General features: G+C 67.5%; 25 protein-coding genes. 8 read left to right on the plus strand and 17 right to left on the minus strand.

The window, feature by feature from the left end:
- Positions 1-84: 84 nt before the first annotated feature.
- From LCM15_RS17270 to LCM15_RS17280, 4 genes are read left to right on the plus strand one after another with little or no spacing between them, the layout of a single operon-like run.
- Entirely contained in the window at positions 85-1293 is a 1209-nt protein-coding gene (locus tag LCM15_RS17270) for a formate dehydrogenase subunit gamma (RefSeq protein ID WP_224858591.1), read from the plus strand.
- Positions 1294-1298: 5 nt separating this feature from the next.
- A complete protein-coding gene (locus LCM15_RS17275) occupies positions 1299-2609 on the plus strand; it encodes a c-type cytochrome (RefSeq protein WP_224858593.1) in 1311 nt (436 codons plus the stop codon).
- Between the two features lie 5 nt (positions 2610-2614).
- The gene (locus LCM15_RS22795; RefSeq protein WP_263619685.1) at positions 2615-2740 is read left to right on the plus strand and encodes a hypothetical protein; all 126 of its coding nucleotides are present in this window, start codon (positions 2615-2617) and stop codon (positions 2738-2740) included.
- Positions 2741-2751: 11 nt separating this feature from the next.
- Positions 2752-4116 (plus strand): sigma-54-dependent transcriptional regulator, encoded by a 1365-nt coding sequence (locus LCM15_RS17280; RefSeq protein ID WP_224858595.1) that lies wholly within the window; start codon positions 2752-2754, stop codon positions 4114-4116.
- Between the two features lie 6 nt (positions 4117-4122).
- Here LCM15_RS17280 and LCM15_RS17285 read toward each other — a convergent pair whose 3' ends face one another.
- From LCM15_RS17285 to LCM15_RS17300, 4 genes are read right to left on the minus strand one after another with little or no spacing between them, the layout of a single operon-like run.
- Positions 4123-5001: a helix-turn-helix transcriptional regulator gene (locus LCM15_RS17285; protein ID WP_224858597.1), complete on the minus strand. Its 879-nt coding sequence runs from the start codon at positions 4999-5001 to the stop codon at positions 4123-4125.
- A 45-nt stretch (positions 5002-5046) separates the two neighbouring features.
- Positions 5047-5868, minus strand: coding sequence for a substrate-binding domain-containing protein (locus tag LCM15_RS17290; protein WP_224858599.1), 822 nt, complete (start codon positions 5866-5868; stop codon positions 5047-5049).
- Positions 5869-5920: 52 nt separating this feature from the next.
- A complete protein-coding gene (locus LCM15_RS17295; protein ID WP_224858601.1) occupies positions 5921-6688 on the minus strand; it encodes an ATP-binding cassette domain-containing protein in 768 nt (255 codons plus the stop codon).
- Complete coding sequence (locus LCM15_RS17300; RefSeq protein ID WP_224858603.1) at positions 6681-7406, minus strand: ABC transporter permease; 726 nt, start codon at positions 7404-7406, stop codon at positions 6681-6683. The genes LCM15_RS17295 and LCM15_RS17300 overlap by 8 nt, the downstream gene beginning before the upstream one ends.
- Positions 7407-7729: 323 nt before the next feature.
- Between LCM15_RS17300 and LCM15_RS17305 the strand changes: the two genes are divergently transcribed.
- Positions 7730-10105, plus strand: a complete 2376-nt coding sequence (locus LCM15_RS17305) for a mechanosensitive ion channel domain-containing protein (protein WP_224858604.1) — start codon at positions 7730-7732, stop codon at positions 10103-10105.
- A 95-nt stretch (positions 10106-10200) separates the two neighbouring features.
- On the opposite strand, the gene LCM15_RS17310 is transcribed toward LCM15_RS17305, so the two are convergent.
- The 6 genes from LCM15_RS17310 to LCM15_RS17335 form a co-directional block, all read right to left on the minus strand.
- Positions 10201-10629, minus strand: a complete 429-nt coding sequence (locus LCM15_RS17310; RefSeq protein ID WP_224858605.1) for a hypothetical protein — start codon at positions 10627-10629, stop codon at positions 10201-10203.
- A gap of 16 nt (positions 10630-10645) precedes the next feature.
- The gene (locus LCM15_RS17315) at positions 10646-11308 is read right to left on the minus strand and encodes an ABC transporter ATP-binding protein (protein ID WP_224858606.1); all 663 of its coding nucleotides are present in this window, start codon (positions 11306-11308) and stop codon (positions 10646-10648) included.
- 8 nt (positions 11309-11316) lie between these two features.
- A complete protein-coding gene (locus tag LCM15_RS17320) occupies positions 11317-12282 on the minus strand; it encodes an ABC transporter substrate-binding protein (RefSeq protein ID WP_224858607.1) in 966 nt (321 codons plus the stop codon).
- A gap of 62 nt (positions 12283-12344) precedes the next feature.
- Positions 12345-12611 (minus strand): PepSY domain-containing protein, encoded by a 267-nt coding sequence (locus tag LCM15_RS17325; protein ID WP_224858608.1) that lies wholly within the window; start codon positions 12609-12611, stop codon positions 12345-12347.
- Between the two features lie 83 nt (positions 12612-12694).
- Complete coding sequence (locus LCM15_RS17330; protein ID WP_224858609.1) at positions 12695-13666, minus strand: YVTN family beta-propeller repeat protein; 972 nt, start codon at positions 13664-13666, stop codon at positions 12695-12697.
- Positions 13667-13674: 8 nt separating this feature from the next.
- On the minus strand, positions 13675-14820 hold the full coding sequence (locus LCM15_RS17335) for an ABC transporter substrate-binding protein (protein ID WP_224858610.1): 1146 nt from the start codon (positions 14818-14820) through the stop codon (positions 13675-13677).
- A gap of 206 nt (positions 14821-15026) precedes the next feature.
- Between LCM15_RS17335 and LCM15_RS17340 the strand changes: the two genes are divergently transcribed.
- Genes LCM15_RS17340 through LCM15_RS17350 form a run of 3 tightly spaced genes read left to right on the plus strand, consistent with a single transcriptional unit; the run spans position 15027 to position 16991 of the window.
- Positions 15027-15518 (plus strand): DUF3280 domain-containing protein, encoded by a 492-nt coding sequence (locus LCM15_RS17340; protein WP_224858611.1) that lies wholly within the window; start codon positions 15027-15029, stop codon positions 15516-15518.
- Positions 15515-16066, plus strand: a complete 552-nt coding sequence (locus tag LCM15_RS17345; protein WP_224858612.1) for an SRPBCC family protein — start codon at positions 15515-15517, stop codon at positions 16064-16066. Before LCM15_RS17340 ends, LCM15_RS17345 begins: the two co-directional genes overlap by 4 nt.
- Positions 16050-16991, plus strand: coding sequence for a YncE family protein (locus tag LCM15_RS17350; RefSeq protein ID WP_224858614.1), 942 nt, complete (start codon positions 16050-16052; stop codon positions 16989-16991). Before LCM15_RS17345 ends, LCM15_RS17350 begins: the two co-directional genes overlap by 17 nt.
- 271 nt (positions 16992-17262) lie before the next feature.
- On the opposite strand, the gene LCM15_RS17355 is transcribed toward LCM15_RS17350, so the two are convergent.
- The 7 genes from LCM15_RS17355 to LCM15_RS17385 all read right to left on the minus strand — a co-directional run bounded on the left by LCM15_RS17355 (position 17263) and on the right by LCM15_RS17385 (position 23571).
- Positions 17263-17811 (minus strand): PQQ-dependent catabolism-associated CXXCW motif protein, encoded by a 549-nt coding sequence (locus LCM15_RS17355; RefSeq protein WP_412103300.1) that lies wholly within the window; start codon positions 17809-17811, stop codon positions 17263-17265.
- Complete coding sequence (locus LCM15_RS17360; protein ID WP_412103299.1) at positions 17811-18662, minus strand: substrate-binding domain-containing protein; 852 nt, start codon at positions 18660-18662, stop codon at positions 17811-17813. Before LCM15_RS17360 ends, LCM15_RS17355 begins: the two co-directional genes overlap by 1 nt.
- A complete protein-coding gene (locus LCM15_RS17365; protein WP_224858618.1) occupies positions 18643-19176 on the minus strand; it encodes a c-type cytochrome, methanol metabolism-related in 534 nt (177 codons plus the stop codon). Before LCM15_RS17365 ends, LCM15_RS17360 begins: the two co-directional genes overlap by 20 nt.
- Positions 19177-19254: 78 nt before the next feature.
- The gene (locus LCM15_RS17370; protein WP_224858620.1) at positions 19255-21057 is read right to left on the minus strand and encodes a methanol/ethanol family PQQ-dependent dehydrogenase; all 1803 of its coding nucleotides are present in this window, start codon (positions 21055-21057) and stop codon (positions 19255-19257) included.
- Between the two features lie 150 nt (positions 21058-21207).
- Positions 21208-21591, minus strand: a complete 384-nt coding sequence (locus LCM15_RS17375; RefSeq protein WP_224858622.1) for a c-type cytochrome — start codon at positions 21589-21591, stop codon at positions 21208-21210.
- 28 nt (positions 21592-21619) lie between these two features.
- Positions 21620-22444 carry an S-formylglutathione hydrolase gene (gene fghA, locus LCM15_RS17380; RefSeq protein WP_224858625.1) on the minus strand — a complete coding sequence of 275 codons (825 nt, stop codon included), beginning with the start codon at positions 22442-22444 and terminating at the stop codon, positions 21620-21622.
- On the minus strand, positions 22444-23571 hold the full coding sequence (locus LCM15_RS17385) for an S-(hydroxymethyl)glutathione dehydrogenase/class III alcohol dehydrogenase (protein ID WP_224858627.1): 1128 nt from the start codon (positions 23569-23571) through the stop codon (positions 22444-22446). The genes fghA and LCM15_RS17385 overlap by 1 nt, the downstream gene beginning before the upstream one ends.
- Positions 23572-23592: the final 21 nt, after the last annotated feature.

Here is a 23592-nt window from a genome sequence, read left to right on the forward strand (position 1 = left end):
CCCGCCATCGCCTGAACGAGACGCGCGGGGCGGCGATGGCCGCCGTTCCGCGCGGATCCTCCGTGACCGACATTGGAGATGACCATGCTGCGCCATCTGTTGGCCCTTATCGCACTGGTCCTGATGACCGCCGCCCCGATGGGCGTGGCGGCACAGGAGACCCTTGTGCCCCCCGAGCCCGACCGCTCCGCCACCGGCGGCGCACAGACGCTCGAAGACATCATGCGGCGGCAGGCCGGGATCGAGGTGGATGACTCGTTCCGCCGCGAGAACATCGGCGGTGAGCCGCCCGCGGCGCCGGAACTCGGCCCGCTCGGCGGGGCCTCCGACCCCGACCTCTGGCGCGCCATGCGCTACAACGAGGTCGACCCGACCGTCACCACGCTCGACCCCAACGGCAAGGTGCTGATCCAAGACGGCGGCATGTGGTGGCTCGAATTCCGCGAAGGCCCCCTGCGCACCTATGGCGGCTGGCTGCTGCTTGGCACCATCGCGATCCTGGCGGTGTTCTTCCTGCTGCGCGGTCGCATCAAGATCGACGGCGGCAAGACCGGGTCCACCGTGCTGCGCTTCAAGTGGATCGAGCGCTTCGCCCACTGGGTGCTGGCGGGCTCGTTCATCCTTCTGGGCCTGACCGGGCTGGTGACGCTGTTCGGCCGCAAGTTCCTGATCCCGGCCTTCGGGCATGAGTTCAACTCGGTGCTGCTCACCGGGTCGAAATTCATCCACAACAACGTCAGCTGGGCCTTCATGATCGCGCTGGTCATGGTCTTCGTGATGTGGGTCTGGCACAACCTGCCCGACCGCACCGACATAACGTGGTTCGCGCAGGCCGGCGGCATCATCGGCGACAAGCACCCGCCGGCAAAGAAGTTCAACGCGGGTCAGAAGATCATCTTCTGGTCGGTGATCGTGCTCGGCGTTTCGGTCTCGGTCTCGGGCCTGTCGCTGCTCTTTCCCTACGACCTGCCGCTGTTTGGAAAGACCTTCTCGATCCTCAACGACTGGGGCGTTCCGGGCTGGTTCGGGCAGGAGAGCTTCCCGGTGGCCCTCGCCCCGCAGGAAGAGATGCAGTTCGCCCAGCTCTGGCACGCCATCGTCGCCTTCCTGATGATGGCGGTGATCATCGGCCACATCTATATCGGCACGATCGGTATGGAGGGCGCCTATGATGCCATGGGCTCCGGCCAGGTCGACGAGAACTGGGCCCACCAGCACCACTCGATCTGGTACGACAAGGTGAAGGAGCGCGAAGCCGAGGCGGCCAGATCGTCGGCCACCCCGGCGGAGTGAGCGCCATGCGCCGGCTGGCCCTGGCTCTGGGGCTGATGCTCTGCGCCGCGCCTGTCCTTGCACAGGAGACGGCGCAGGGGACGGAGCCGGAGTTCCGCACCCTCAAGGGTCACGGCGGGCCGGTCATGGCGATTGCCGTGGCCCCCTCGGGTCAGGTCGCGACGGGCAGCTTCGACAATTCCGTCGGTCTCTGGAACGGGACCACGCCGCGCTGGCTCGAGGGCCACGCGGCGGCGGTCACGGCGCTGACCTTCGGGGCGCAAGGGCAGCTCGTCTCCGGCGGCGACGATTTCGCCGTGCGGCTCTGGGGTGACGAGGCCCGCACGCTCGGTCAGCATCAGGGCAAGGTGACGGCGCTTGCCGTCGCCCCCGACGGGGCGTCGGTGGCCAGCGGCAGCTGGGACGGCTCGATCATGCTCTGGCCGCTTGCGGGCGGCGAGGGCCGCTCCCTGCCCGCCCCCGGCGCGGGCGTCAACGCGGTGGCGTTCGGCGACAACGACACGCTCTATGCCGCCACCATGAACGGCGCGCTGCTGCGCTACGACCTCGATGGAGGCGCGCCGGTGCCGCTGGCGCAACATGGCTTCGGCATTAACCGGCTCGCTCTCGGCAATGGCTGGATCGCCTATGGCGCGGTCGATGGCGGGACCCGCGTGCTCGACCTTGCCACCGGCGAACAGATCGCCGACCTGACGCTCGACCGCCGCCCGATCCTCGCACTGGCGCATCATGCGGAGAGCCACCAGCTTGCCGTCGGCGATGGCGAAGGGTTCATCATGATCGTCGACACGACCGACTGGCACATTGCCCGCGATTTCCGCGCCACCCGCAAGGGGCCGGTCTGGGCGCTCGCCTTCTCGCCGGATGGCACCGTGATCCACGCCGGCGGGCTCGATGACGTGGCCTATGCGTGGCCCGTCGCCATGCTCGACCAGTTCGAGCCGGGCATCAGCGGCGCACGCTCCTTCCTGCGCGAGGCCGAGACCATGCCCAATGGCGAGCGGCAGTTCATGCGCAAATGCTCGATCTGCCACGCCCTCGCCCCCGGGCCCTCCCGCAAGGCGGGGCCGAGCCTGCACGGCGTCTTCGGCCGCCGCGCCGGCACGGTGCCGGGCTACAGCTATTCCGACACGCTGGGTGGCTCCGACATCGTCTGGAGCGAAACCACCATCGATGCACTTTTCGATCAGGGCCCGGACCATTACATTCCCGGCTCCAAGATGCCCATGCAGGTGATTGCCGGCGAGGATGACCGCGCCGACCTGATCGACTATCTCAAACAGGCCGCCACCGCGCCGGCCACCACAGGAGAGTGACTTACATGAAAGCCATGTTCACCGGCTTCGTTGCCATCATCGTCATCGGCATCGTCGCCTATTTCGGTCTGCACGAGATCGGCTTCTCGTCCGCCGAGGTCTATTCCGGCCCGAACGTCCGGCTCGACTGAGCGGCGGTCCGGTGACGCCAAGGGATCTCTCACGCGACGATTACGGCCCCGCGCTGGCCGGCGCCTCGATCCTCGTGATCGACGACGAACCCGGTATGCGCAACTTCCTGGTCAAGACGCTGTCGCCCCGGGTGCAGCGCGTCGAGCAGGCCGCCTCCCCGCTCGAGGCGACCGAGAAGCTCGACGCCGCACATTTCGACCTCGTGATCCTCGACAACGTCATGCCCAAGACCACCGGGCTCGAGTGGCTGGCCGAGCAGCAGCGCCGCGGCTTCTTCGGCGACACGATCCTGATCACTGCCTATGCCGATCTCGAGACCGCCATCGCCGCCCTGCGCGCCGGCGTCAGCGATTTCGTCCTCAAGCCCTTCCGCGCCAACCAGATCCTCGGGGCCGTGGCGCGCACGCTCGACCGCAAGAACCTGCGGCGCGACAACACGCTGCTCCGGCGCGAGCTGCGCACCGGGCTGTTTCAGGGCAAGCTCCTGGGCAAGTCCGAGGTCATGGTGGCGGTGCGCGCGATGCTGGCCAAGCTCGCGCCGCTGCCCACCCCGGTGCTCTTCACCGGCGCCAGCGGCACCGGCAAGGAACTGGCGGCGCGGCATCTCCACCAGCTCTCCGACCGGGCCGACAAGCCCTTCGTGGCGGTCAATTGCGCCGCGATCTCGACCGAGCGCATGGTGCAGGAGCTGTTCGGCAGCATCGAGGGCGGCGAGCGCCTCACCCCCGGCCTGCTGCTGCTCGCCGACGGCGGCACGCTGTTCCTCGACGAGGTGGCGCAGATGCCCGAGGCGCTGCAGGCGGCGCTGCTGCGGGTGCTCGAGGATCAGCGCATCCGCCCCGTGGGGGCCGAGCGCGAGCTGCCGCTCAACCTGCGCTTCCTCTTCGCCACCAATGCCGACCTTCAGGCGCTGGTGGCGCAGGGCAAGTTCCGCGCCGACCTCTTCCACCGCATCAACGTGCTCACCGTCGAGATGCCGCCCCTGCGCGACCGCTCCGACGACATCCTCGAGCTGGCGGCGCTCTTCACCACGCAGTTCTCGCAATCGCTGGGGATGCCCGCGCTCGAACTGGACGAGCAGACCCTGCTGAAACTGCGCCGCTACGACTGGCCCGGCAACGTGCGCGAGCTGCGCAACCTCGCGGAGCGCTCGGTGATCCTTGGCGGGTTTCCGGAGGAGTTCGCGGGTGGAGGCTCGGTCACCGGCACGCAGGCGATCGAGGATCTCGACCTCGTGGTACAGCGCCACATCCTGCACATGCTCGATCTCTGCGACGGCAACCGCGCCGAGGCGGCGCGGCGGCTTGGCGTGTCGCGCAAGACCGTCGACCGCAAGATCGCGCAATGGGATCAGGACGAGCTGTCGCCGCCCTGACGGCGCTCAGGCATTCCAGATCACCTCGCCGAGCCGCGATAGGTCGTACCCCCCGAGGCTCTCGGCCCGCTGGCCGAACGCGTCAGAGCGGCAGAAGGCGATCAGCCCCTGCATCGCAGGCTCGAAATAGGCGCGCCGGTCGATCAGCAGGTCGAAGCGCTCCTCGATGACCGGCACGAAGCTCAGGCCGTAACTGCGGGCCACCGACTCGAGCCCGAAGGTCACGTCGGCCTCGCCCCGGCGCACCGACTGCACCGCCTCGTCCTCGCTGCGCTCCATCGCCGTGAGCGTGACGCGCCCCAGATCCAGCCCGGCCTCCGAGGCCAGATCCCGCAGCAGCCCGGCGGTGCCCGAGCCCTCCTGCCGGGGCGCCAGCCGCAGCCCGGCCAGATCGGCCAGGCCGCGGACCTGCGGCCCGTCCTCCTGCATCACCAGCCCGCGGCGGCGCCCCGCGAAGGCGATCAGCACCGCGTTCTGCCCCTCGGCCACCTTGCGCGCGGCGCGCAGGTTCCAGGCGCTATCCGTGTCGCGCACGTGCAGCCCGGTCGCCACGCCTTCGCGCGCACCAAAGCGGGCAAGACCATCAAGCGAGCCGTCGAAGAACGTGGCGAGCCCGCAGCGCGACTGGCGGATGGCCCAGTCGAGCAAAGGGTCGTGGCTGCCGAGAAAGACGCCCGGACGGGGGGTCGAGGCCGCACCGTTCTGGGCGCCGGCGATCCAGGCGCGCACCTCGGCTGCGGGAAACAGCAGCTTTCCGGTGGCGCGCGAACAGGGCACCTCGCCCGATGCGGCAAGGTCATAGACCTTGCGCTCCTTCAGGCGCAGCAGATCGGCCAGTTCGCGGACGGTGAGATATTCGTGGGTCTGGGTCTGCAGGTCGGTCATGGGCTCGTCAATCGGGGGCGGCTCCTTGCCGCCCCCGCGACCCTATCAGTTCCCGGAGGCGTTGGGAAAGAACAGCTGCTGCCCGTCGACCTCATAGGCGGCGATCGCCTCCTGACCTGCCTCGGAAACCAGCCAGTCGGCAAAATCCTGAGCGGCATCGATCTTGACCGAGGGGCAGTGCTCGGGGTTCACCGGGATCACGCCGTACTGGTTGAACATCGCCTCGTCGCCCTCGACCTCGACGCTGTAATCCTGCTTGTTCTGGAAGCTGATCCAGGTGGCGCGGTCGGTCATCACGTAGGCGCCCATGCCGATGCCGGCGTTCAGGGTCGCGCCCATGCCGGAGCCGGTCTCGCGGTACCACTCGCCCGAGCCGCTCTCCAGATCGACCCCGGCGGCCTCCCACAGTGCCACTTCCTTCTTGTGGGTGCCGCTGTCGTCGCCGCGCGAGGCAAACAGCGCCCCCGCCTCGGCGATCTTCGAAAGCGCCTCTTCCACATCGGTCATTCCGGCAACGCCGGCCGGGTCGCTCTCGGGGCCGACGATGACGAAGTCGTTGTACATCAGGTCGGTGCGCTCGGTGCCGTAGCCGGCCTCGACGAACTTCTCCTCCGAGGGCTTGGCGTGCACGAGCAGCAGGTCGCCGTCGCAGTTCTCGGCGTTCTTGATCGCCTGCCCGGTGCCCACGGCCACCACGTTGACGGTGATGCCGCTTTCGTCGGTGTAAAGCGGAAGCAGATAGTCGTAGAGGCCGGAGTTGGCGGTCGAGGTGGTCGATTGCACGATGATCGACGTGTCCTGCGCGGCCACGGCCCCCGCGAGGGTGAGCGAGGCGGCGGTGGAGGCGATCAGTCTGGCGAAAGTCATGGAAAATCCCTTTTGTCTTCTGGGGGTACGGATCGGAAGCGGGCCGGCAGGATCAGAGAACGATCCGGCCGGCAAGATAGTCCCGCGCCACGAGCGTGCGCGGCTCGGGGAAGAACTCTGCCGCGGCGCTGTGCTCGGCGACGCGACCACGGTGCAGGAAGACGACGTCATCGGCGATGCGCCGCGCCTGCCCGATGTCGTGGGTGACAAAGACGATGCGCGTGCCACGGGCACAGGCCTCGCCCACGATGCGCTCGATCACCTGCACCGAGGCCGGATCGAGGCTGGCGGTGGGTTCGTCGAGAAACAGCACCTCCGGGTCGGTGGCAAGCGCGCGGGCCAGCGCCAGCCGCTGCGCCTCGCCGCCCGAGAGCGACCGGGCGGGCTGGCGCGCCTTGTGCGCAAGCCCGACATCCGCGAGCAGCGCGTCGCGGCGGTCGCGGTTGCCACCGCGCGCCTTCAGCACGAAATCGAGATTGGCCGCCACCGAGCGCCGCAGCAGCACCGGCTTCTGGAACACCAGCGCCTGACGGGCGGTGGCCGCGGTCGCGGGCAGGCCGTTCCAGCTCACCGAGCCGGCGGTCGGGGCAAGGAGCCCGTGCAGCAGCTTCAGCAGGATGCTCTTGCCGGCGCCGTTCGGCCCCATGATGACGGTGCAGCCGTGGCGCGGCAGGGTCAGGTCGAGCCCGTCCAGCAGCGCGCCCTGCGGGATGTCGAGCCGCAGGCCCGACACGCTCAGTGGCAGCAGCGGCCTGGCTGCCGCACGGGCGGCGCGCCTGCGCGGGAGGCGGACGGCATCGGTGATCTGCAGGTCAGACATTTGCGGCGGCCCCGTAACTGGCTTGTTTCGCAGCGCTCATGCGCAGCATCTGGACGCCCGCGTTCACGCCGAGCGCGATCACCAGCAGGACGATCCCCAGCGCCAGCGCCAGCGGCAGGTCGCCCTTCGAGGTCTCGAGCGCGATGGCGGTGGTCATGACCCGCGTCAGATGGTCGATATTGCCGCCCACGATGATCACCGCGCCGACCTCGGCGGCGGCGCGACCGAACCCCGCGAGCCCCACGGTCATCAGCGCGTAGCGCCCGTCCCAGAGCAGCGTGGTGATGCTCTGCCAGCGGCTCAGGCAGAGCGAGCGGAACTGCTCGGCATATTCGCCGTGCAGATCCTCGAGCACCTGCCGCGACAGGGCCGCGACGATCGGCACGATCAAGATGGTCTGCGCCACGATCATCGCGCCGGGGGTGTAGAGCAGCCCGAGAAAGCCCAGAGGGCCCGAGCGCGAGAGGTAAAGATAGACCAGCAGACCTACGACGACCGGCGGCAGCCCCATCAGCGCGTTGATCATCACCAGCACGGCGCCGCGGCCGCGAAACCGGCTCACCGCAAGCAGGGCGCCCACCGGCAGGCCGATGGCGCAGGCGATCAGGGTCGCGCTCAGACTCACCTGAAGCGAGAGGCCGACGATCTCAAAGAGATCGGCGTCGCCGGACAGAACCAACGTCAGTGCCAGATGGAAGGCTTCCCCGATATCTTGCAAAATCTACCTCCCTTTCGGAAATTTTGCAGTGTTTCGACAATAGCTCTCCGCACGCCCGATGCAAGCGGGTTGTCGGCGCGCCGGTAGAGAAGAACGACGCCCGACGCCGCCTGGAACCGCGTGTCAGGGTCCACTCGGATCGACCACCGACTCCGCGACGGAAGAACACACCTCCCGCAAGACACGCGACGCGCACACGCGGCTCCCGAAAGCCCCGCACATTGCTGCAATACCGGGATCGCGAGGCACAATCCGGGCTGGCTTTCAGCTTCGGATCGGCTAGATCGCACCCCATCGTGCCCGCGACGCCAGGAAGGCGGGCCATGTCCGAAACCGACAACGCCAAGAAACGTGCTGACATGACCTTTCCCAAACACTGGATCGCAGCGATGCTGTTCCTCGCGGCGCTTGTTTTCAGCGCCGCCCTTCCGACCCCGACGCTGGCACAGGAGGACACTGCCTCCGAGCCCGCCCCGAGCAATCTCGAGCTACTGCTCGACGTGATCGAGAACGACGACAGCCGCGCCGCGCTGATCGACGAGCTCCGCGCCGCGCAGAGCGAGGCCGAGGAACCGGTCGACGACAAGATCGTCGAGACCCTCGCCGGCGATGGCGCCACGCCGCCCGAGGCGCTGTCGTTCAGCCGGCGCATCGCGCTCATCACCCAGGAGGCCGCGGAGGACATCGCCTCGGGTCTCGAGACCGCCTGGACCCAGATCACCCGCGCCCCGATGGTCTTCGAGGGCCTGAGCGGGGGCGAGGCCGGCGTGCTTCTGGAAGCCGCAAAGCAACTGGCCCTGATCATCGTCGTGACGGTGGCGGTGTTCCTCGCGCTGCGCTGGATGGGCAAATCGCTCTATGCCCGGATGGACGCCAAGGCCGAGGCCAGCGGCGCCCTGCGCACGACGCTGCTCTTCATCGCCTCCGCCCTGATCGACGCGCTGATCGTGATCGTCGCCTGGGCTGCCGGCTATCTCATCGCGACGCTGTTCCTTGGCAATTTCGGCGAGATCGGAATTCGCCAGACGCTCTACCTCAACGCCTTCCTGCTGGTCGAGCTGGCCAAGGTGGGCGTGCGCCTGATCGTGTCGCCGGCCTCGAGCAGCCTGCGTCCGCTGCCGATCTCCGACGGCTCTGCGAAATACCTCGGGTCGCGACTCAACTTCATGGTCGGCATCGTGGGCTACGGTCAGTTGCTGATCGTGCCGATCCTCAACGCCAGCATCTCGGCCTCCGCGGGCCGCGCCGTCTCGGCGCTGATCGCGGTGATCGTGGTGGGCCTCGCGATCTGGATGGTCCTGCGCAACCGCCGCCCGGTGGCCGACTGGCTCGAGCGCGGTGGCCGCAGCAAGGCCGACATGGTGCGCGAATCCCATCTCGAGGAACAGGGCGAACCGGTCGAACCGGTCGAGACCCCGGCCAGCGAAGAGTTCCCGATGGGCACGCCCGAAACGCCCAAGAAGAAGCGTGGCGGGCTGCAGGTGCTGGCGCGGAACTGGCACATCCCGGCCCTGATCTACCTGCTGGTGATGCTGGTGCTGGTGCTGGTCCAGCCCGGCGACGCCGCCTTCCTGTCGCTGATCAACTCCGGTCAGGTGCTTCTGGTCGCGATCCTCGGTGTGGCGGTCGCGGGGGTGATGACCCGGACCATGGTCAACGGCGTGCAGCTTCCCGACACCGTCAACGCCCGCCTACCGGCGCTGCAGCGGCGGCTGAACACCTTCGTGCCGAAGGCGCTCTTCGTGCTGCGGCTGGTGATCTTCGCCCTCGTGGTGATCTTCGCCCTCAACGCCATCAGCGTCATCGACCTGCGGGCGTGGATGGCCGGCCAGTTCGGACGCGAGTTCACCGCGACGGTGTTCTCGGTCGTGGCGGTCCTGCTGGTGTCCTTCGCGATCTGGGTCGGCATGACCTCGTGGGTCGATTACCGCCTGAACCCGGAATACGGCACCGTGGCGACCTCGCGCGAGCAGACGCTGCTGACGCTCCTGCGCAACGCCGCGACCATCGCGCTGGTCATCATCACGTTGATGTTCGTGCTCTCCGAGATCGGTCTCGACATCGCCCCGCTGCTGGCCTCGGCCGGGGTGCTGGGCCTTGCCATCGGCTTCGGTGCGCAGAAGCTGGTGCAGGACATCATCACCGGCATCTTCATCCAGTTCGAGAACGCGATGAACGTGGGCGACGTGGTCACCGCCGGCAGCACCACCGGCGTGGTCGAGAAGCTGACCATCCGCTCGGTCAGCCTGCGCGACGTCAGCGGCGCCTACCACCTGATCCCGTTCTCGTCGGTGGACATGGTGACCAACTTCATGCGCGAGTTCGGCTACTTCGTCTGCGACATGGGCGTCGCCTACCGCGAGAACATCGACGAGGTGAAGCAGGCCATGCTCGACGCCTTCGAGCAGCTGCGCGCCGATCCCGAACAGGCGGCCAACATCATGGGCGATCTGGAGTGGTTCGGCATCAATTCCTTCGGCGACAGCGCCGTGGTGGTGCGCGCGCGGATCAAGTGTGTGCCGGGCACCCAGTGGGGGGTTGGCCGGGCCTATAACGGTGTGCTCAAAGAGGTGTTCGACGCCCGCAACATCGAGATCCCCTTCCCGCACCAGACCATCTATCTGGGCGAGTCGAAATCCGGTGCGACCCAGCCCTTCCACGTCGTCACGGAGGGCAAGGACAGCGGCGGCGAAAGCTGAGCGGTCTTCACCCGAAAAGAACAAGGGCCGCGCGGCAGATGCTGCGCGGCCCTTTCTCACTGCTTACCTTCGCCGCCCGGAGCGGCAGCCCTGCCCTACTGGATCGAGATCTCGACCCGCTGGCTCTCGCCGGTGCTGCCGGGGATGCGCAGGAAATAGCGCCCGGGCTTGATGGCGAGAAACTCGATCTCCATCGTGCCGGCCTCGTCGAACTCGACGCTCTCGAGCCCGAAGGGCCGGATCTCGAGCCCGTTCACCACCACCTCGTTGACCCAGATCGCCCGGAAGAAGCCCGAGCCCTCCAGCGCCAGCTCGCCGGTGCCGTCGGCCTCGATCTCGAGCTCGTAGAGCATGCCCGACTTGAGCGCGATCGGCCCATCGGTGAGCGGCTTGCCGACCGAGAGCAGGATGCCGGGCATCTCGCCCTTGTTGGTGTTCGACAGCACCCCGGCAAAACCAAAATCATGGGCGGTCGCGGGCAGCGCCAGCAGCGAGAACGCGGCGGCAAGCAGCGGGAATTTCATCGGGGGATCTCCTTCTTCAGATCAGATGAGGGGTGAGCGTGGCGGGGGTGCCGCGCAGCTCGAGCACCCGGCTGGCAAGGCGGTCGGCCTCGTCTCTGGCGTGGGTGACGAATAGGGTCGCCGGGCGGTGCTCGGCGATCAGCGCTTCGGTGAGGCCGAGCATCGCCTCGGCCAGCTCGGCATCGAGAGACACGAAGGGCTCGTCCATGATCAGCATCTCGGGCGCCCCGGCAAAGGCGCGCGCCAGCGCCAGCCGGCGCTGCTGGCCGAGCGAGAGGCTGCGCGGAAACGCCTCCTCGCGGCCCTTCAGCCCGACCCGCGCCAGCATCGCCCGTGCGCCGTTGTCGCTGAGATCAGGATGCACCAGCGTCAGGTTCTGCAGCGCGCTGCGCCACGGCAGCAGCGTCGGTTCCTGAAACACCATCGCGACGTCGTCAGGGCGATGCACCCCGCCGTCGAAGGCGCGGTCAAGCCCGGCGACAATGCGCAAGACCGTCGACTTGCCGATGCCCGATGGCCCGACCAGCGCCACGGTCTCGCCCCGCGCGACCGAGAAATGCACCCCGCGCAGCACCTCGGTGGCGCCGAAGCGCTTGCTGCGGATGTCGACGCGGATCGCCGCCCGGTCGGTCGGCACCGACAGCGCGGGCGGGGCCTGCCGACCCCTCCCGTTCTGCATCCCCGGCGTCATTCGACCTCCGCGAAGAGGCCTTCGGGGAGGCTCTGGGCCTTGCCCACCAGCTCGGTACCGCCAAGCTCTGCCATCAGCGCCAGCAGCTTGCCCGCCGCCGCGCCGTCCACCGGGCCACGCGCCGGCACCCCGGCCAGCCAGTCGCTGCGCAGCTGCTCGAACTCGGCCTCGCTCGACGCGTTCATCTGCGGGCGGATCGCCTCCCACGCCGCCGGGTCCTCGGCCAGCATCGCCTTGGCCTCCCGGCTGGCCTCGTAGAAGGCCTGCGCCAGCCCGTCGTTCTGGTCGAGGAACTCGCCCTTGAAGTAGTAGCCCAGCAGCGGCACGTCCGGGTCGAGCCCCAGCGCCTCGGCCGCGGTCTCGACCGAGATCAGCTCGCGCATCCCGGCGGCCTTCATCTTGGCGAGGAAATGCCAGAAGTTGATCGCACCGGCATAATCGCCACTGATGCCCGACTTGAAGATCAGCGGCGGCGCGCCGAAGACCTGCTCGGTCTCGGCCTTCAGGTCCATGCCGAATTCCTGCTGGGCATAGGCGCGCAGGATCAGCCAGCTCTTGTCGAGCGGCCCGCCCGCGATGCCGATCTTGCCGCCCGCGAGGTCCTGCAGCGTCTCGGCCTGCGACCCTTCGGGCACCACCACGCCGCCCACGGCGCGGGAATAGGGCACCACGACATAATCCTTGCCGTCGGCGCGCTGCCGCGCCACCCAAATCCAGTCGGCCACCGCCATGTCGGCCTCGCCGCCCTCGACGGCGATGCGGGTGGCGCCGTTGTCGGCGTAGGGCACGACCTCGAGCCGGAAGCCGTGCTTTTCGTCCAGCCCCTGCTCGGCGATGGTCGCCAGCTCCCAGTTGACGGTGCCGATCTTGAGCACCGCCGCCCGCACCACCGGCAGCTCCTGCGCCATGGCGCCAAGGGCGGTCACGCATCCCAGCGCCAGCGCGGTCAGAAATGTCTTCATGTGCTCCTCCCTGAAACCCCGCCCCGCGCACGGGACCGGGCGATGTCTGCCGCGACCGGGCGCTATTCCGCGCGCCGGCTGACCTCGTTGAGCTCCGCATCGAGCACCACGTCAAACTGGCCGGTGCCCTCGCAGATCACGTCGTCGAGGTCGTAGCCGCCCTCGTCGGTCATCTCGATGTCATCGGGATCGACCTCGCAGCGCATCGCGGTCATCTTCTCGGCGATCTTCTCCTTAGCCTCATCAGAGACCATGTGATCGTCGGCAAGCGCCGGCCCCGCGAGGCAAAGTGCGAGCATCCCGGCGCCGAGTTTTCCCAGTGTGGTCATTGTCGTCCTCCCGTTCGGGGCCACGGCCCCCATTGCAGTCTGTCGTCAGAGAAAGACCCTCGTAGGGCCAAGCACGCCGCCGGTCAGTTCGGCGTGATCGCCACGCCCCAAGGCTGCTGCCCCACCTGGATCGACTTGATCGCCTTTTCGGCGGCCACGTCGATCACCGTGATGTCGTTGGAGTTGCCGTTGGTGGTCACGAGGTATTCCTCGCCCGGCGTGAAGGCCATCTGCCAGACCCGCTGGCCCACCATGATGTAGTCCACCACCTCGAGCGATGCGCCGTCGATCACCGCCACCCGGTTCGCCGGCCCAAGCGCCACGAAGATGCGGCTGCCGTCGCTCTTGGCCTTCACCCCGACCGGCTGCAGCCATTCCGGCAGCACGCCGGGCACCTCGAAGCCGATCTTCTGCCGCAAGGTCGGCGTGCCGTCCTCGGCGATGTCGATCACGCTGACCGTGCCGCCGATCTCCGAGCTGACGAACAGCCGCGTGCCATCGTCGAGATACTCGGCGTAGCGCGGGCGCTGATCGACGAGGATGTTGTGCTTGATCTCGTAATCGGCGGTGTCGATGAAATGCGCCATGTTGGTGGTCTCGGAGGTGTTCACCACCCACTTGCTGTCGGGCGAGATCGCCATGCCCTCGGGCTCCACGCCCACCGGCACCTCCGCCAGAACGGTGTGCGCGTCGGTGTCGGTCACGGTGACGAGGTTGTCGTCCTCGTTGGCGATGTAGAGCGGGCTGCCGCTGGGATGGATCACGAAAAGCTCCGGGTCCGGCCCCGAGGGCAGGGTGTAGAGCTCTTCATAGGTGTCGGTGTCGAACACCCGCACCGTGTCGTCATCGGAGGCGCAGACGTAAAGCAGCGACCCGTCGGGCGAGAGGGTGATGCCGCGCGGACGGTTGCCGCCCTCGAACTCCTCGAGCACCTCCCAGGTCTCGGTGTCGACCACGGTGATGGTGTTGCCACGCTCGTTCGACACGAAGGCCTTCCCGGCGAAGGCACCGGTCGCGGCCATGCACAGAGCGGCGGAGAGCATCAGGTGTTTCATGGTGGTCCTCACTGGAATGCGGTGCAGTCGGATTCGGGCGCGTCGAGCCCCAGCGTGTCGAGTGGCGAGCGCTGGTGCAGAAAGCCCTCCTGCGGGCTGACGCTGACGGTGATGCGGTCGTCGTAAAGCAGGATCGGCTGGCGCAGCTGGCCGTTCCAGGGCCGGAACGTCACCTTCTGGCCCTTGAAGGCCGCCAGCTCGAACGCATCGGACAGGATGTAATCCTCGACCACCTGCGGATCGGCCGAAGAGGTGCGCGTCACCGCCTCGCCCAGCACCCGCAGCGCCAGCCACGCGTTGTAATCCTCTTCCTGCACGTGGCGCCGGGTGAGCTTCTCAAAGCGGGTCTGGAACTGCGTCGCGCCCCATGCCTCGTGGGCGGCGTGGATGGTGACCGGACGCAACCCGGCGCTGCCCATCACCGGGCGCGGGGTCCAGAGATGATAGGGCAGGTAGGCGGCGAAATAATCGGTGGCATCGGCGGCGATCACCACGTCATGCGCCTCGGTGTCCTGCAGGAAGGTCGGCAACTGCCGCTGCACCATGACGTGGCCGCTGTCGGTGCGCCGGGCGCCGCCGGTATCCTCGAACTCGCGCTCCTCGACGATGGTGGCGCCGAACTTCCGCGCCGCCCGGCGATAGGCGTCCGCCAGCGCCCGGTCCTCCGGGTTCGAGCCCGAGACCAGCAACCAGCGGTCCCACTGCTTCCAGATCGCGAACTGCGCCACCGCGTCGGCCTGCATCGCCACCGAGGGCGCGATGTGCAGAAGGTTCGCCCGGCACGCCTCGCTCCGCAGGGCCAATTCGGGGGCGCGCGCGTTGAACACCAGCGCTCCCGCCTCCGCCGCCAAGTCGCTCAGCGCCGTGACCTCCTCGGCCCGCGCATCGAGCACCACGTAGCGGATGCCGTCGTCGAGCAGCGCCCGCATTTCCTCGGGCGCGGTCTCGGGCGCGGTGGCCACGGTCACGGTCTCGTAGCTCTGCCCCATGAACCGGCCGGTGGTGTTGTTGTCCTCGTCCGCCAGCGCCGCCCCGGCAAAGGCCAGATCCTCGGCGCGCAGATCGTAGCGCGAGATCGGCAACAGGCTCGGATAGTCCACCCGCAGCACCGCGGCGCGCACCTCCTGCGCCCCGGCGCCGGTGGCGGAAACCATCAGACATGCCGCTGCCAGGAGCGGCCCAAACGATCTCAGCAATCTCTCCTCCCTTGCCCGTCCTCCTCCGACGGGCCCGCCTCAAACTCTGACGATCAAAGGCTTTTCCCGAAACCGATACTTTTGGTTCGGTTGCGAGGTCGAGGGTAGCGACGGCACCATGACTTACGACTCTTAATTTCTAAGAAGTTTCCAGAAAGGTCCCGATGAAGAGACTTGCGCTCCTGTTGCTTCTGGCGCTCTCCGGCCCCGCGTGGGCCGGCGAGAAGGTCGCGTTCTTCGGCATCGCCTTGCTGGATTCCTCGCTGCAGACCGCCGAACTGGGACAGGATCCGGCGGAGCTGGCGCGCATCACCATGCTGGAGGAGCTGGTGGCCGAGCGCTTTGCAGAGGGAGGTTACGAGTTGCTGGATCTCGATCCGGTGGCGGACGATCTCGATCGCATCGTCAACCCGGCCAAGTGCTATGGCTGCGACACGCGCATGGCGGCAAAGCTGGGGGCGGATTACGCGCTCGTTGGCGAGGTCCAGAAGGTCTCGAACCTGATCCTGTCGATGAACCTGCAGCTGCGCGACGCATCCACGGGCGAGACGGTGAAGGGCCGCGTGGTCGACATCCGGTCGAACACCGATGACAGCTGGCGGCGGGGCATGAGCTACATACTGAAAACCGCATTCTTCAAGGAGGAGGAAGGATGAACAGACGAACCCTGCTCGCAGCGGGCGTGGCGCTTGCCATGATCCCCGCAGCCGCGATGGCCCACGGGCCGACCCGTCAGAAGATCACCGTGACCACCGAACTTGCGGCTGAGCCGGCCGAGGTCTGGGCCGCGATCGGCGATTTCCAGGATCTCACCTGGCACCCGGCGGTGGTCTCGCAAAGCGGCGAGGGCGGCAACGAGATCGACGCCACCCGCACGCTCTACCTCTCCGATCAGGGCGCCGACGGGCCGGTGATCGACGAGGTGCTCTACAAGTATTCCGACGAGAAGATGAGCTACAGCTACCGCATCACCGACGTCGCCGTCGAGGTGCTGCCGGTGACCAATTACTCCTCCCACCTCACGGTGATGCCGCGCGACGGCGGCGGCTCGGTGGTGGAATGGCGCGGCGCGTTCTACCGCGGCTATCCCAACAACGACCCACCGGAAGAGCTCAACGACGAGGCCGCCATCGCGGCGGTGACGGCGATCTACGAGACCGGGCTCGCTGCACTGGTCGAGCGGTTCGGTGAGCCGGCTTCGTGACCTCGCCCTCGGGCTGAGCCTGAGCCTCGCCGCCCTTCCGGCGGCGGGGGAAATCGCATTCGTCACCTGCCAGACCGGCGACGCGGTGAGCGTGCTCGACCTCGACACCGGCGCCGAGCGCGCCCGCTGGGAGGTGCCGGGCAAACCCGCCGGCATCGCGGTGGGCGGCGGGGCCGTGTTCGTCGTCTCACCCGACAGCAAGACGGTGTGGCGCTACGGGTTGAGCGGCGAGGTGACCGCCACCGCCCACCTCGACGGCGGCCCGATCGGCGCCGTCTATCACCCCGGCCTCGACCGGCTCTTCGTCTCCGACTGGTACAACGCCCGGCTCTGGGCCCTCGACGGCACGACGCTGGAAGTTCGGGCCGAGCTGCCCGCCGGCGCGGCGCCCGCGGGCCTCGCTCTGTCGCAAGACGGCAGGCTGCTGGCCGCCGCCGAGCGCGATGCCGACCGGATCAGCCTCTACGACCCGGCGAGCCTCGCGCTGCTGCGCAGCGTCCCGGTCGGCAGCCGCCCGTTCGGGCTCGGCTTTGCGCCGGACGGTCGGCTCTTCGTCGGCAATGTCGGCAGCAACGACGTGACGGTGATCGCGCCGGCCTCTGGCAAGGTGCTGGCGACCATGTCGGTGGGGGAGCGCCCCTATGGCGTGGCCTTCGCCGCCGGGCGCGCCTTTGTCACCAACCAGTACGAGAACACGCTGTCGGTGGTTGCGCTCGAGGATCTCTCGCCCGTCGCCACGCTGGAGGCCGGAGAATACCCCGAAGGCATCGCCGCCACCGCCGACGGCCGAATCGCGGTGGCCAACTGGTTCGACAACACCCTGAGCGTGATCGACGCGGAGACGCTCGAGACGGTGTCCGTGCTCGACACCGCCGACGGCCCGCGCGCCTTCGGGGCCTTCCTGTTCGACGGCGTACTGCCGTGATGGCCCTGCGCTAGAGAGAAGGATGGGATTCTGCCCCCTGGCGCGCCAGAGGCGCGTGCTAAAAGTACAGTAAGGGGGCTCTGCCCCCTCTTGGCCTTCGGCCAATTCACCCCCGGGATATTTTCAGCCAGAAGAAGCCATGAGCGCCACGCCCCTGCTTCTCTTCGTCAAAAATACTCCCGCCGGAGGCAGGCCGGACCGTGCCGCAGCGAGACGTTTTGGCAAGGGCGCAAGCTGGTCGCGCGGATGTCTCGTAGCCGGGAAGCTCCGCTCAGGGGTGACCGGGGGCGGGCGTGACGGGCTCGAGCGGGTGGCCCGACGCGGCCCAGCCGTCGGTGCCCTCGGGCAGCCAGTAGACCCTTTCATAGCCGTAGCCGAGCGCGCGCTTCGCGGCGTTCCAGCTCATCCAGCAGGCATCGAGACAGAAGAACAGCACCGGATGCGCCGGATCCCCGCCGGTGGCCTCGGCGAGGCCCGCGCGGAAGTAGCTGTCGGTGCTTTCGGCAATCGCCCCGTACCCCACGTTCGGCAGCCAGGTCGCACCGGGGATGCTGTCGCGCGGCGTGTCGCGCCAGATCGTGCCCTCGGGCAGGTTCGCGGGCTTCGGCGGACGGGGCAGGACATCGATGAAGGCGGTCTCGCCGGACTGCCAGAGCGCGAACGCCTCGTCGGGCCCGACCACCGTTGCGCCCGACAGGGTGTCCGGCACCGGGGCGCGGTAGCTGTCCATCTGGAAGCCCCCGGGCTCAGGGACTTGCTCAGGGACCTGCGCAAGCGCCAGCGCCGGCAGCAGCGCAAGCCCCACCGCCAGCGCCCGGATCACTGACCGACCTCGCGCAGCCCGTCGCCCATGTCGGTGACCAGCGGCACGCCGGCCTCGACGAGGATGGCGTCGATCTCGTCCTGGTGGCGGCGGATCAGCGAGTTGAGCTCGCGCTGCCAGACCTTCTCGCCCTGACGCACCCCCATGGTGATGCGGTAGAAGAGCTTCGGGAACGCCGTCTCGTTGAGCAGCGGGATCACCTTGAGGCCCGGGTGATCGCGCTTGACCAGAGGACCGCCGATCGGCCCCCAGATCACCGCCGCGTCGATCTCTCCCGCATCGACATCGTTGAGCATGTCGACCGTGGGGCTGTCATAGCGCCGGTCCACCACCAGCTGGTAGGGCCTCGCCTTGCCGATCAGCCCGTAGCGCGCCATGTGGTTGGCCGGCGGCGAGCCCGCCACCACGCCGAGCACCCGGCCCTCGAGCCGCGGATCCGAGAGCTGCGTCACCTCGGCCAGCGGGCCGTCTTCGGGCACCACCAGCACGTAGGTGGAGACCATGTAGTGGTTGGTGTTGAGCACCAGCTCGTGGCCCTGGGCGTAACCCATCACCACGTCGCACTTGCCCGCCTTCAGCGTGTTGCGGATGAAGCCCGTCGCCATCGGGTACCACTCGTAGCGCACCGGCAGCTCCAGCTTCGAGGCGATCAGCTCGGCGAGTGCGTTCTCGTAGCCGGAGCCGTCCTGCATCGACATCGGGTCGTTGGCCGGATCGGCGCAGACCCGGAACGCCGTTCGCGAGACGAGATCCGAGGTCTGCGCCTCCCCCGTCCCCGGGGCCAGGGCCATCAGGACCGCCAGCGCGACCGCCGGCAGGTCCCGCAATTTACGACCCCATGCAGGCATCTTCCATCTCGCTGAACGTGTCGCTCTTGGCTTCCTTCTGGGCCGGGCGGCCGCGCCCGATGGCGCCGGAGCCGTGCGCCTTGAGATAGGTGTATATGTCATCGAGATAGCACATCACGTTGGGGTTGGTGCCGAAGGCGGGCATCACCGAGTTGTCGGCAGCGCCGACCTTCTGGCGGCCGTTCACCACCACGTCGACGAAATCGTAGTAATCCATCTCGAGCGCCGAGTTCTTCAGCGCCGGGGCATAGGTCGATCCCTCGCCGTCCGGGCCGTGGCAGACGTGGCACTCGGCGTGGTAGCGGCGGAAGCCCGAGAAGGTCGGCCAGTCAACGGTACCGTCCTCGGCCACGTTGAAGGTCGGGATGCCATCCTCGGTGTAGTAGCGCCCGCCTTCCTCGTAATCGACCGCGATGTTCGGGTCATCCATCGAGACGGCGTCCGCGGCGGACAGCGCGCTTGCCGACAGGGCGCAGGCCGCCGCGGCAAGAAGAAGGGAAATGGGTCGGGTCATGGGCTATCGGTCCTGGGATCACTGGGAAGTCTGGACCGGCGAGGCGGTCTGCCCCGCCGGTCCTGCATGGGCTGCGGATCAGTCGGGAATGGCGAAGACCGTCAGCTGTCCGCCAAGCGCGGTGTAGTCGCTGAGGGCCGAGTAGCCGCCCACGGCGCCGAGACCGTCATTGGGGTTGGTGAGACCGGCCGCGAGACCGATGCCGGCCCAGCCGCCGACGCCCGAGAGGATGCCGACATACTGCTTGCCGTCATGCTCGTAGGTCATCACGTTGCCGATGATGCCCGAGGGGGTCTTGAAGCGGTAAAGCTCGTCGCCCGTCTCGGAGTCCACGGCCTTGAGGTAGCCCTCGAGCGTGCCGTAGAACACCACGTCACCTGCCGTGGCCAGAGCGCCCGACCAGACCGAGAACTGCTCGGGGATCGACCACTTGATCTCGCCGTTGATGTTGTCCCAGGCGATGAAGTTGCCCATGCCGCCATGGCTTTCGGGCGCCGGGTACATCGCCAGCGTCGCGCCCACATAGGGCTGACCGGCGGTGTAGCTCACCCGGAACGGCTCGTAATCCATGCAGACGTGGTTGGTCGGCACGTAGAAGAGCTCGGTCTTGGGCGAGTAGGAGGCCGGCTGCTGGTCCTTGGTGCCAAGCGCCGCCGGGCAGATGCCGGTCGAGTTCACGTCCTCGCCGTTCTGCTCGGTCGAGTACTCGGCCACCACTGCCGGACGACCGTAGTTTTCGGACTCGGGGTCCATGTCGACGCCCGTGGTCCAGTTCACCGCCGCATCGAACTTCTCGGCGACCATGAGTTCGCCCGTCAGCCGGTCCATCGTGTAGGCGAGGCCGTTGCGGTCGAAGTGGGTGAGAAGCTTGCGCGCCTCGCCGTCGACTTCCTGATCGGTGAGGATCATCTCGTTGACGCCATCGAAGTCCCACTCGTCATGCGGGGTCATCTGGTAGAACCACTTGGCCATGCCGTCGTCGGGATCGCGCGCCATGATGGTCATCGACCAGCGGTTGTCGCCGGGGCGCTGCGCCGGGTTCCAGGTCGAGGGGTTGCCGGTGCCGTAGTAGATCAGGTCGGCCTCGGGGTCATAGGAATACCAGCCCCAGGTGGTGCCGCCGCCGATCATCCACTGATCGCCTTCCCACGTGTTGGTGCCCGAGTTCTCGCCCACCGGCTCGCCGAGATGGGTGGTGTTTTCCGGATCGACGAGAATCTCCTCGTCCGGCCCCATGGAGTAGGCGCGCCATTCCTGCTCGCCGGTCTCCATGTTGTAGGCTGTGACATGGCCGCGGACGCCGAATTCGCCGCCCGAGATGCCGACGATGACCTTGTCCTTCACCGGCAGAACGGTGGCGGTATTGGTCTCGCCCTTGGACGGGTCGCCGTTCACCGCTTCCCACAGCACTTCGCCGGTCTCGCTGTCGAGCGCGACGACCTTGGTGTCGGCCTGATGCAGGAAGATCTTGCCGTCGGCATATGCGACGCCACGATAGACCGTGTCGCAGCACATCACCGGGATCACGTTGGGATCCTGCTTGGGCTCGTAGCGCCACTTGATCTTGCCGTCCTCGTTCAGGTCCAGCGCGTAGACGATGTTCGGGAACGGCGTGTGCACGAACATCGTGTCGCCGACCACGAGCGGCGAGCCTTCGTGACCGCGCAGCACGCCGGTCGAGAAGGTCCAGGCCACCTGCAGGTCGCCCACGTTCTCCCTGTTGATGGAGTCGAGTTCCGAGTAGCGCTGGTTGGCGTAGTCGCCGGTCTGGATCGCCCATTGCGAAGCGTCATCCATCCGGGTCATCAGGTCTTCGTTGGCCGAGGCAAACGATGCGGCAAAAAGAGCCACGCCCGACGTCAGCAACGTCAGTGTCTTCATTTCCTTCTCCCTTGGGTGTGTCGGCGTTTCCGCCTGTTGTCCCAAAGCTGGCCGACCGCGGGTCGGTTCTGCCTCGGGCTCATCCGGGTCGGGCTCCTCTTCCTCCCGCCGTCACCGGATCGTCGTATGTGTCTGGTGTGCTGTCTCCCCTTACTCGGTGAACGTGGCCAGATAGGCGATGACATCGGCGCGCTCGTCGTCCTTGCGGAGACCGGCGAACGACATCTTCGTGCCCTTGGCATAATCGCGCGGCTTCTCGAGGAAGGCCGCGAGGTCCTCTTCGGTCCAGGCGCCCTTCTCGGCGGCAAGCTCGGTGAGCGCGTCGGAATAGCTGAACCCGTCGACCGACGCGATCTCGCGGCCGACGATTCCGTTCAGCTCGGGGCCGACCTTGTTCTCGGCCCCCTCCCCCACTGCATGGCAGGCGCGGCACTTGCGAAAGACCTTTTCGCCTTTCTCAGCGTCGCCCTCGGCCGAGGCAATCCCGGCCGAAAGGCTAAGCAGGCACGCCGTGGCGAGCAGTTTCTGGATCATCTTTGTCCTCCTCCCTTTCCAGGGTTCCTTACTTCAGTCGCGCGGCGTGCCAGGCGACGTGATCCCCCGCGAAGCTGTTCACGAAGAAATACGAATGGTCATAGCCTTCCTGCATCCGGAAGGTGGCGGGCTGACGGCGCTTGGCGATGGCCGCGGCCAGCGCCTCGGGCTTGAGCAGGTCGAGGAACTGGTCGTTCGCCCCCTGGTCCACCAGCAGATCATCCTTCCAGCCGTGCTCCTCCAGCAGCAGCGTGGAATCGTGTTCTGCCCAGCAGCCCTCGTCGTCGCCGAGATAGGCCGAGAGCTGCTTGCGCCCCCAGTCCGACTGGGTCGGATGCGCGATCGGCGCAAAGGCCGACAGGCTGTCGAACATCGACGGGTTGCGCATCGCGATGGTCAGCGCCCCGTGCCCGCCCATCGAGTGGCCGGTGATGCCGTGCTTGTCACCGATGCCGCTCAGCCCCTCGACGATGCCGCGCAGATCCTTGGTGATGTAGTCGTACATCTGGAAATGCGGCTTCCAAGGGTCGCGCTTGGCGTTGACGTAGAACCCCGCGCCCTGGCCAAGATCGTAGGCATCGTCATCGGCCACGCCCTCGCCGCGCGGCGAGGTGTCGGGAAACACGACCGCAAGGCCGTGTTTCGCCGCGTGTTCCTGAAAGCCGCCCTTGGTCATGGCGTTCTCATGGGTGCAGGTCAGACCCGACAGATACCATAGAACCGGCACCGGCCCGTCCTTGGCCTGCGGCGGCATGTAGACCGCGAAGGTCATGTCACAGCCGCAGGACTCGGAGGCGTGCTTGTACACGGTCTGCGTTCCGCCGAAGCTTCGGTTTTCCGCAACGGTCTCCATCAGTATTCGACCACCGCGCGGATGGACTTGCCCTCGTGCATCAGGTCGAAGCCGTGGTTGATCTCGTCGAGGGTGATCTTGTGGGTGATCATCGGGTCGATCTCGATCTTGCCGTCCATGTACCACTCGACGAACTTCGGCACGTCGGTGCGGCCCTTGGCGCCGCCGAACGCGGTGCCCTTCCAGACCCGGCCGGTGACCAGCTGGAACGGACGAGTCGAGATCTCGGCCCCGGCCGGCGCCACGCCGATGATGACCGACACGCCCCAGCCGCGGTGCGAACACTCGAGCGCGTCGCGCATCACCTTGACGTTGCCGGTGGCGTCGAAGCTGTAGTCCACGCCGCCGATCTGGTCGCGCTCGGTCTTGGTGAGGTCGACGATGGCCTGCACCGTGCTGTCGACCTTCGACGGGTTGACGAAGTGGGTCATGCCGAACTTCTTGGCCATCTCGGCCTTGTCGTCGTTCAGGTCGACGCCGATGATCATGTCGGCCCCTGCCATGCGCAGGCCCTGGATCACGTTGAGGCCGATGCCGCCGAGGCCGAACACTGCCGCGGTCGAGCCGATCTCGACGCCGGCGGTGTTGATCACCGCGCCGATGCCGGTGGTGACGCCACAGCCGATGTAGCAGATCTTGTCGAACGGCGCGTCGTCGCGCACCTTGGCGAGGGCGATCTCGGGCATCACGGTGTGGTTGGCGAAGGTCGAGCAGCCCATGTAGTGATAGATCGGCGTGCCATCGAGCATCGAGAAGCGCGTGGTGCCGTCGGGCATCAGGCCCTTGCCCTGGGTGTTGCGGATCGCGGTGCAAAGGTTGGTCTTGCCCGACAGGCAGGACGGGCACTCGCGGCACTCGGGCGTGTAGAGCGGAATCACGTGGTCGCCGGGCTTCAGCGTGGTGACGCCATCGCCCACTTCGAGCACGACGCCCGCGCCCTCGTGGCCGAGGATCGACGGGAACAGGCCCTCGGGGTCGGCGCCCGAGCGGGTAAATTCATCGGTGTGGCACAGGCCGGTGGCCTTGATCTCGACGAGAACTTCGCCGGCCTTCGGGCCTTCGAGGTTCACTTCCATGATTTCCAACGGTTTGCCGGCCTCCAAGGCCACGGCTGCACGAGTGCGCATGCAGACTTCCTCCTGACTTCA

Origin of the sequence: Salipiger bermudensis, from assembly GCF_020171625.1 — a bacterium.
Classification (GTDB): Bacteria; Pseudomonadota; Alphaproteobacteria; order Rhodobacterales; family Rhodobacteraceae; genus Salipiger; species Salipiger bermudensis_B.

Coding starts and splice junctions, on each gene's coding strand:
- LCM15_RS17295 (WP_224858601.1), bottom strand. CDS start 6,688: ATGTCTGACCTGCAGATCACCGATGCCGTCCGCCTCCCGCGCAGGCGC.
- LCM15_RS17325 (WP_224858608.1), bottom strand. CDS start 12,611: ATGACCACACTGGGAAAACTCGGCGCCGGGATGCTCGCACTTTGCCTC.
- LCM15_RS17365 (WP_224858618.1), bottom strand. CDS start 19,176: ATGACCCGACCCATTTCCCTTCTTCTTGCCGCGGCGGCCTGCGCCCTG.
- LCM15_RS17375 (WP_224858622.1), bottom strand. CDS start 21,591: ATGATCCAGAAACTGCTCGCCACGGCGTGCCTGCTTAGCCTTTCGGCC.
- LCM15_RS17320 (WP_224858607.1), bottom strand. CDS start 12,282: ATGAAGACATTTCTGACCGCGCTGGCGCTGGGATGCGTGACCGCCCTT.
- LCM15_RS17275 (WP_224858593.1), top strand. CDS start 1,299: ATGCGCCGGCTGGCCCTGGCTCTGGGGCTGATGCTCTGCGCCGCGCCT.
- LCM15_RS17335 (WP_224858610.1), bottom strand. CDS start 14,820: ATGGTTTCCGCCACCGGCGCCGGGGCGCAGGAGGTGCGCGCCGCGGTG.
- LCM15_RS17370 (WP_224858620.1), bottom strand. CDS start 21,057: ATGAAGACACTGACGTTGCTGACGTCGGGCGTGGCTCTTTTTGCCGCA.
- LCM15_RS17345 (WP_224858612.1), top strand. CDS start 15,515: ATGAACAGACGAACCCTGCTCGCAGCGGGCGTGGCGCTTGCCATGATC.
- LCM15_RS17305 (WP_224858604.1), top strand. CDS start 7,730: ATGTCCGAAACCGACAACGCCAAGAAACGTGCTGACATGACCTTTCCC.
- LCM15_RS17360 (WP_412103299.1), bottom strand. CDS start 18,662: ATGCCTGCATGGGGTCGTAAATTGCGGGACCTGCCGGCGGTCGCGCTG.
- LCM15_RS17330 (WP_224858609.1), bottom strand. CDS start 13,666: ATGAAACACCTGATGCTCTCCGCCGCTCTGTGCATGGCCGCGACCGGT.
- LCM15_RS17385 (WP_224858627.1), bottom strand. CDS start 23,571: ATGCGCACTCGTGCAGCCGTGGCCTTGGAGGCCGGCAAACCGTTGGAA.
- LCM15_RS17310 (WP_224858605.1), bottom strand. CDS start 10,629: ATGAAATTCCCGCTGCTTGCCGCCGCGTTCTCGCTGCTGGCGCTGCCC.
- LCM15_RS17270 (WP_224858591.1), top strand. CDS start 85: ATGCTGCGCCATCTGTTGGCCCTTATCGCACTGGTCCTGATGACCGCC.
- LCM15_RS17340 (WP_224858611.1), top strand. CDS start 15,027: ATGAAGAGACTTGCGCTCCTGTTGCTTCTGGCGCTCTCCGGCCCCGCG.
- LCM15_RS22795 (WP_263619685.1), top strand. CDS start 2,615: ATGAAAGCCATGTTCACCGGCTTCGTTGCCATCATCGTCATCGGCATC.
- LCM15_RS17290 (WP_224858599.1), bottom strand. CDS start 5,868: ATGACTTTCGCCAGACTGATCGCCTCCACCGCCGCCTCGCTCACCCTC.
- fghA (WP_224858625.1), bottom strand. CDS start 22,444: ATGGAGACCGTTGCGGAAAACCGAAGCTTCGGCGGAACGCAGACCGTG.
- LCM15_RS17315 (WP_224858606.1), bottom strand. CDS start 11,308: ATGCAGAACGGGAGGGGTCGGCAGGCCCCGCCCGCGCTGTCGGTGCCG.
- LCM15_RS17285 (WP_224858597.1), bottom strand. CDS start 5,001: ATGACCGACCTGCAGACCCAGACCCACGAATATCTCACCGTCCGCGAA.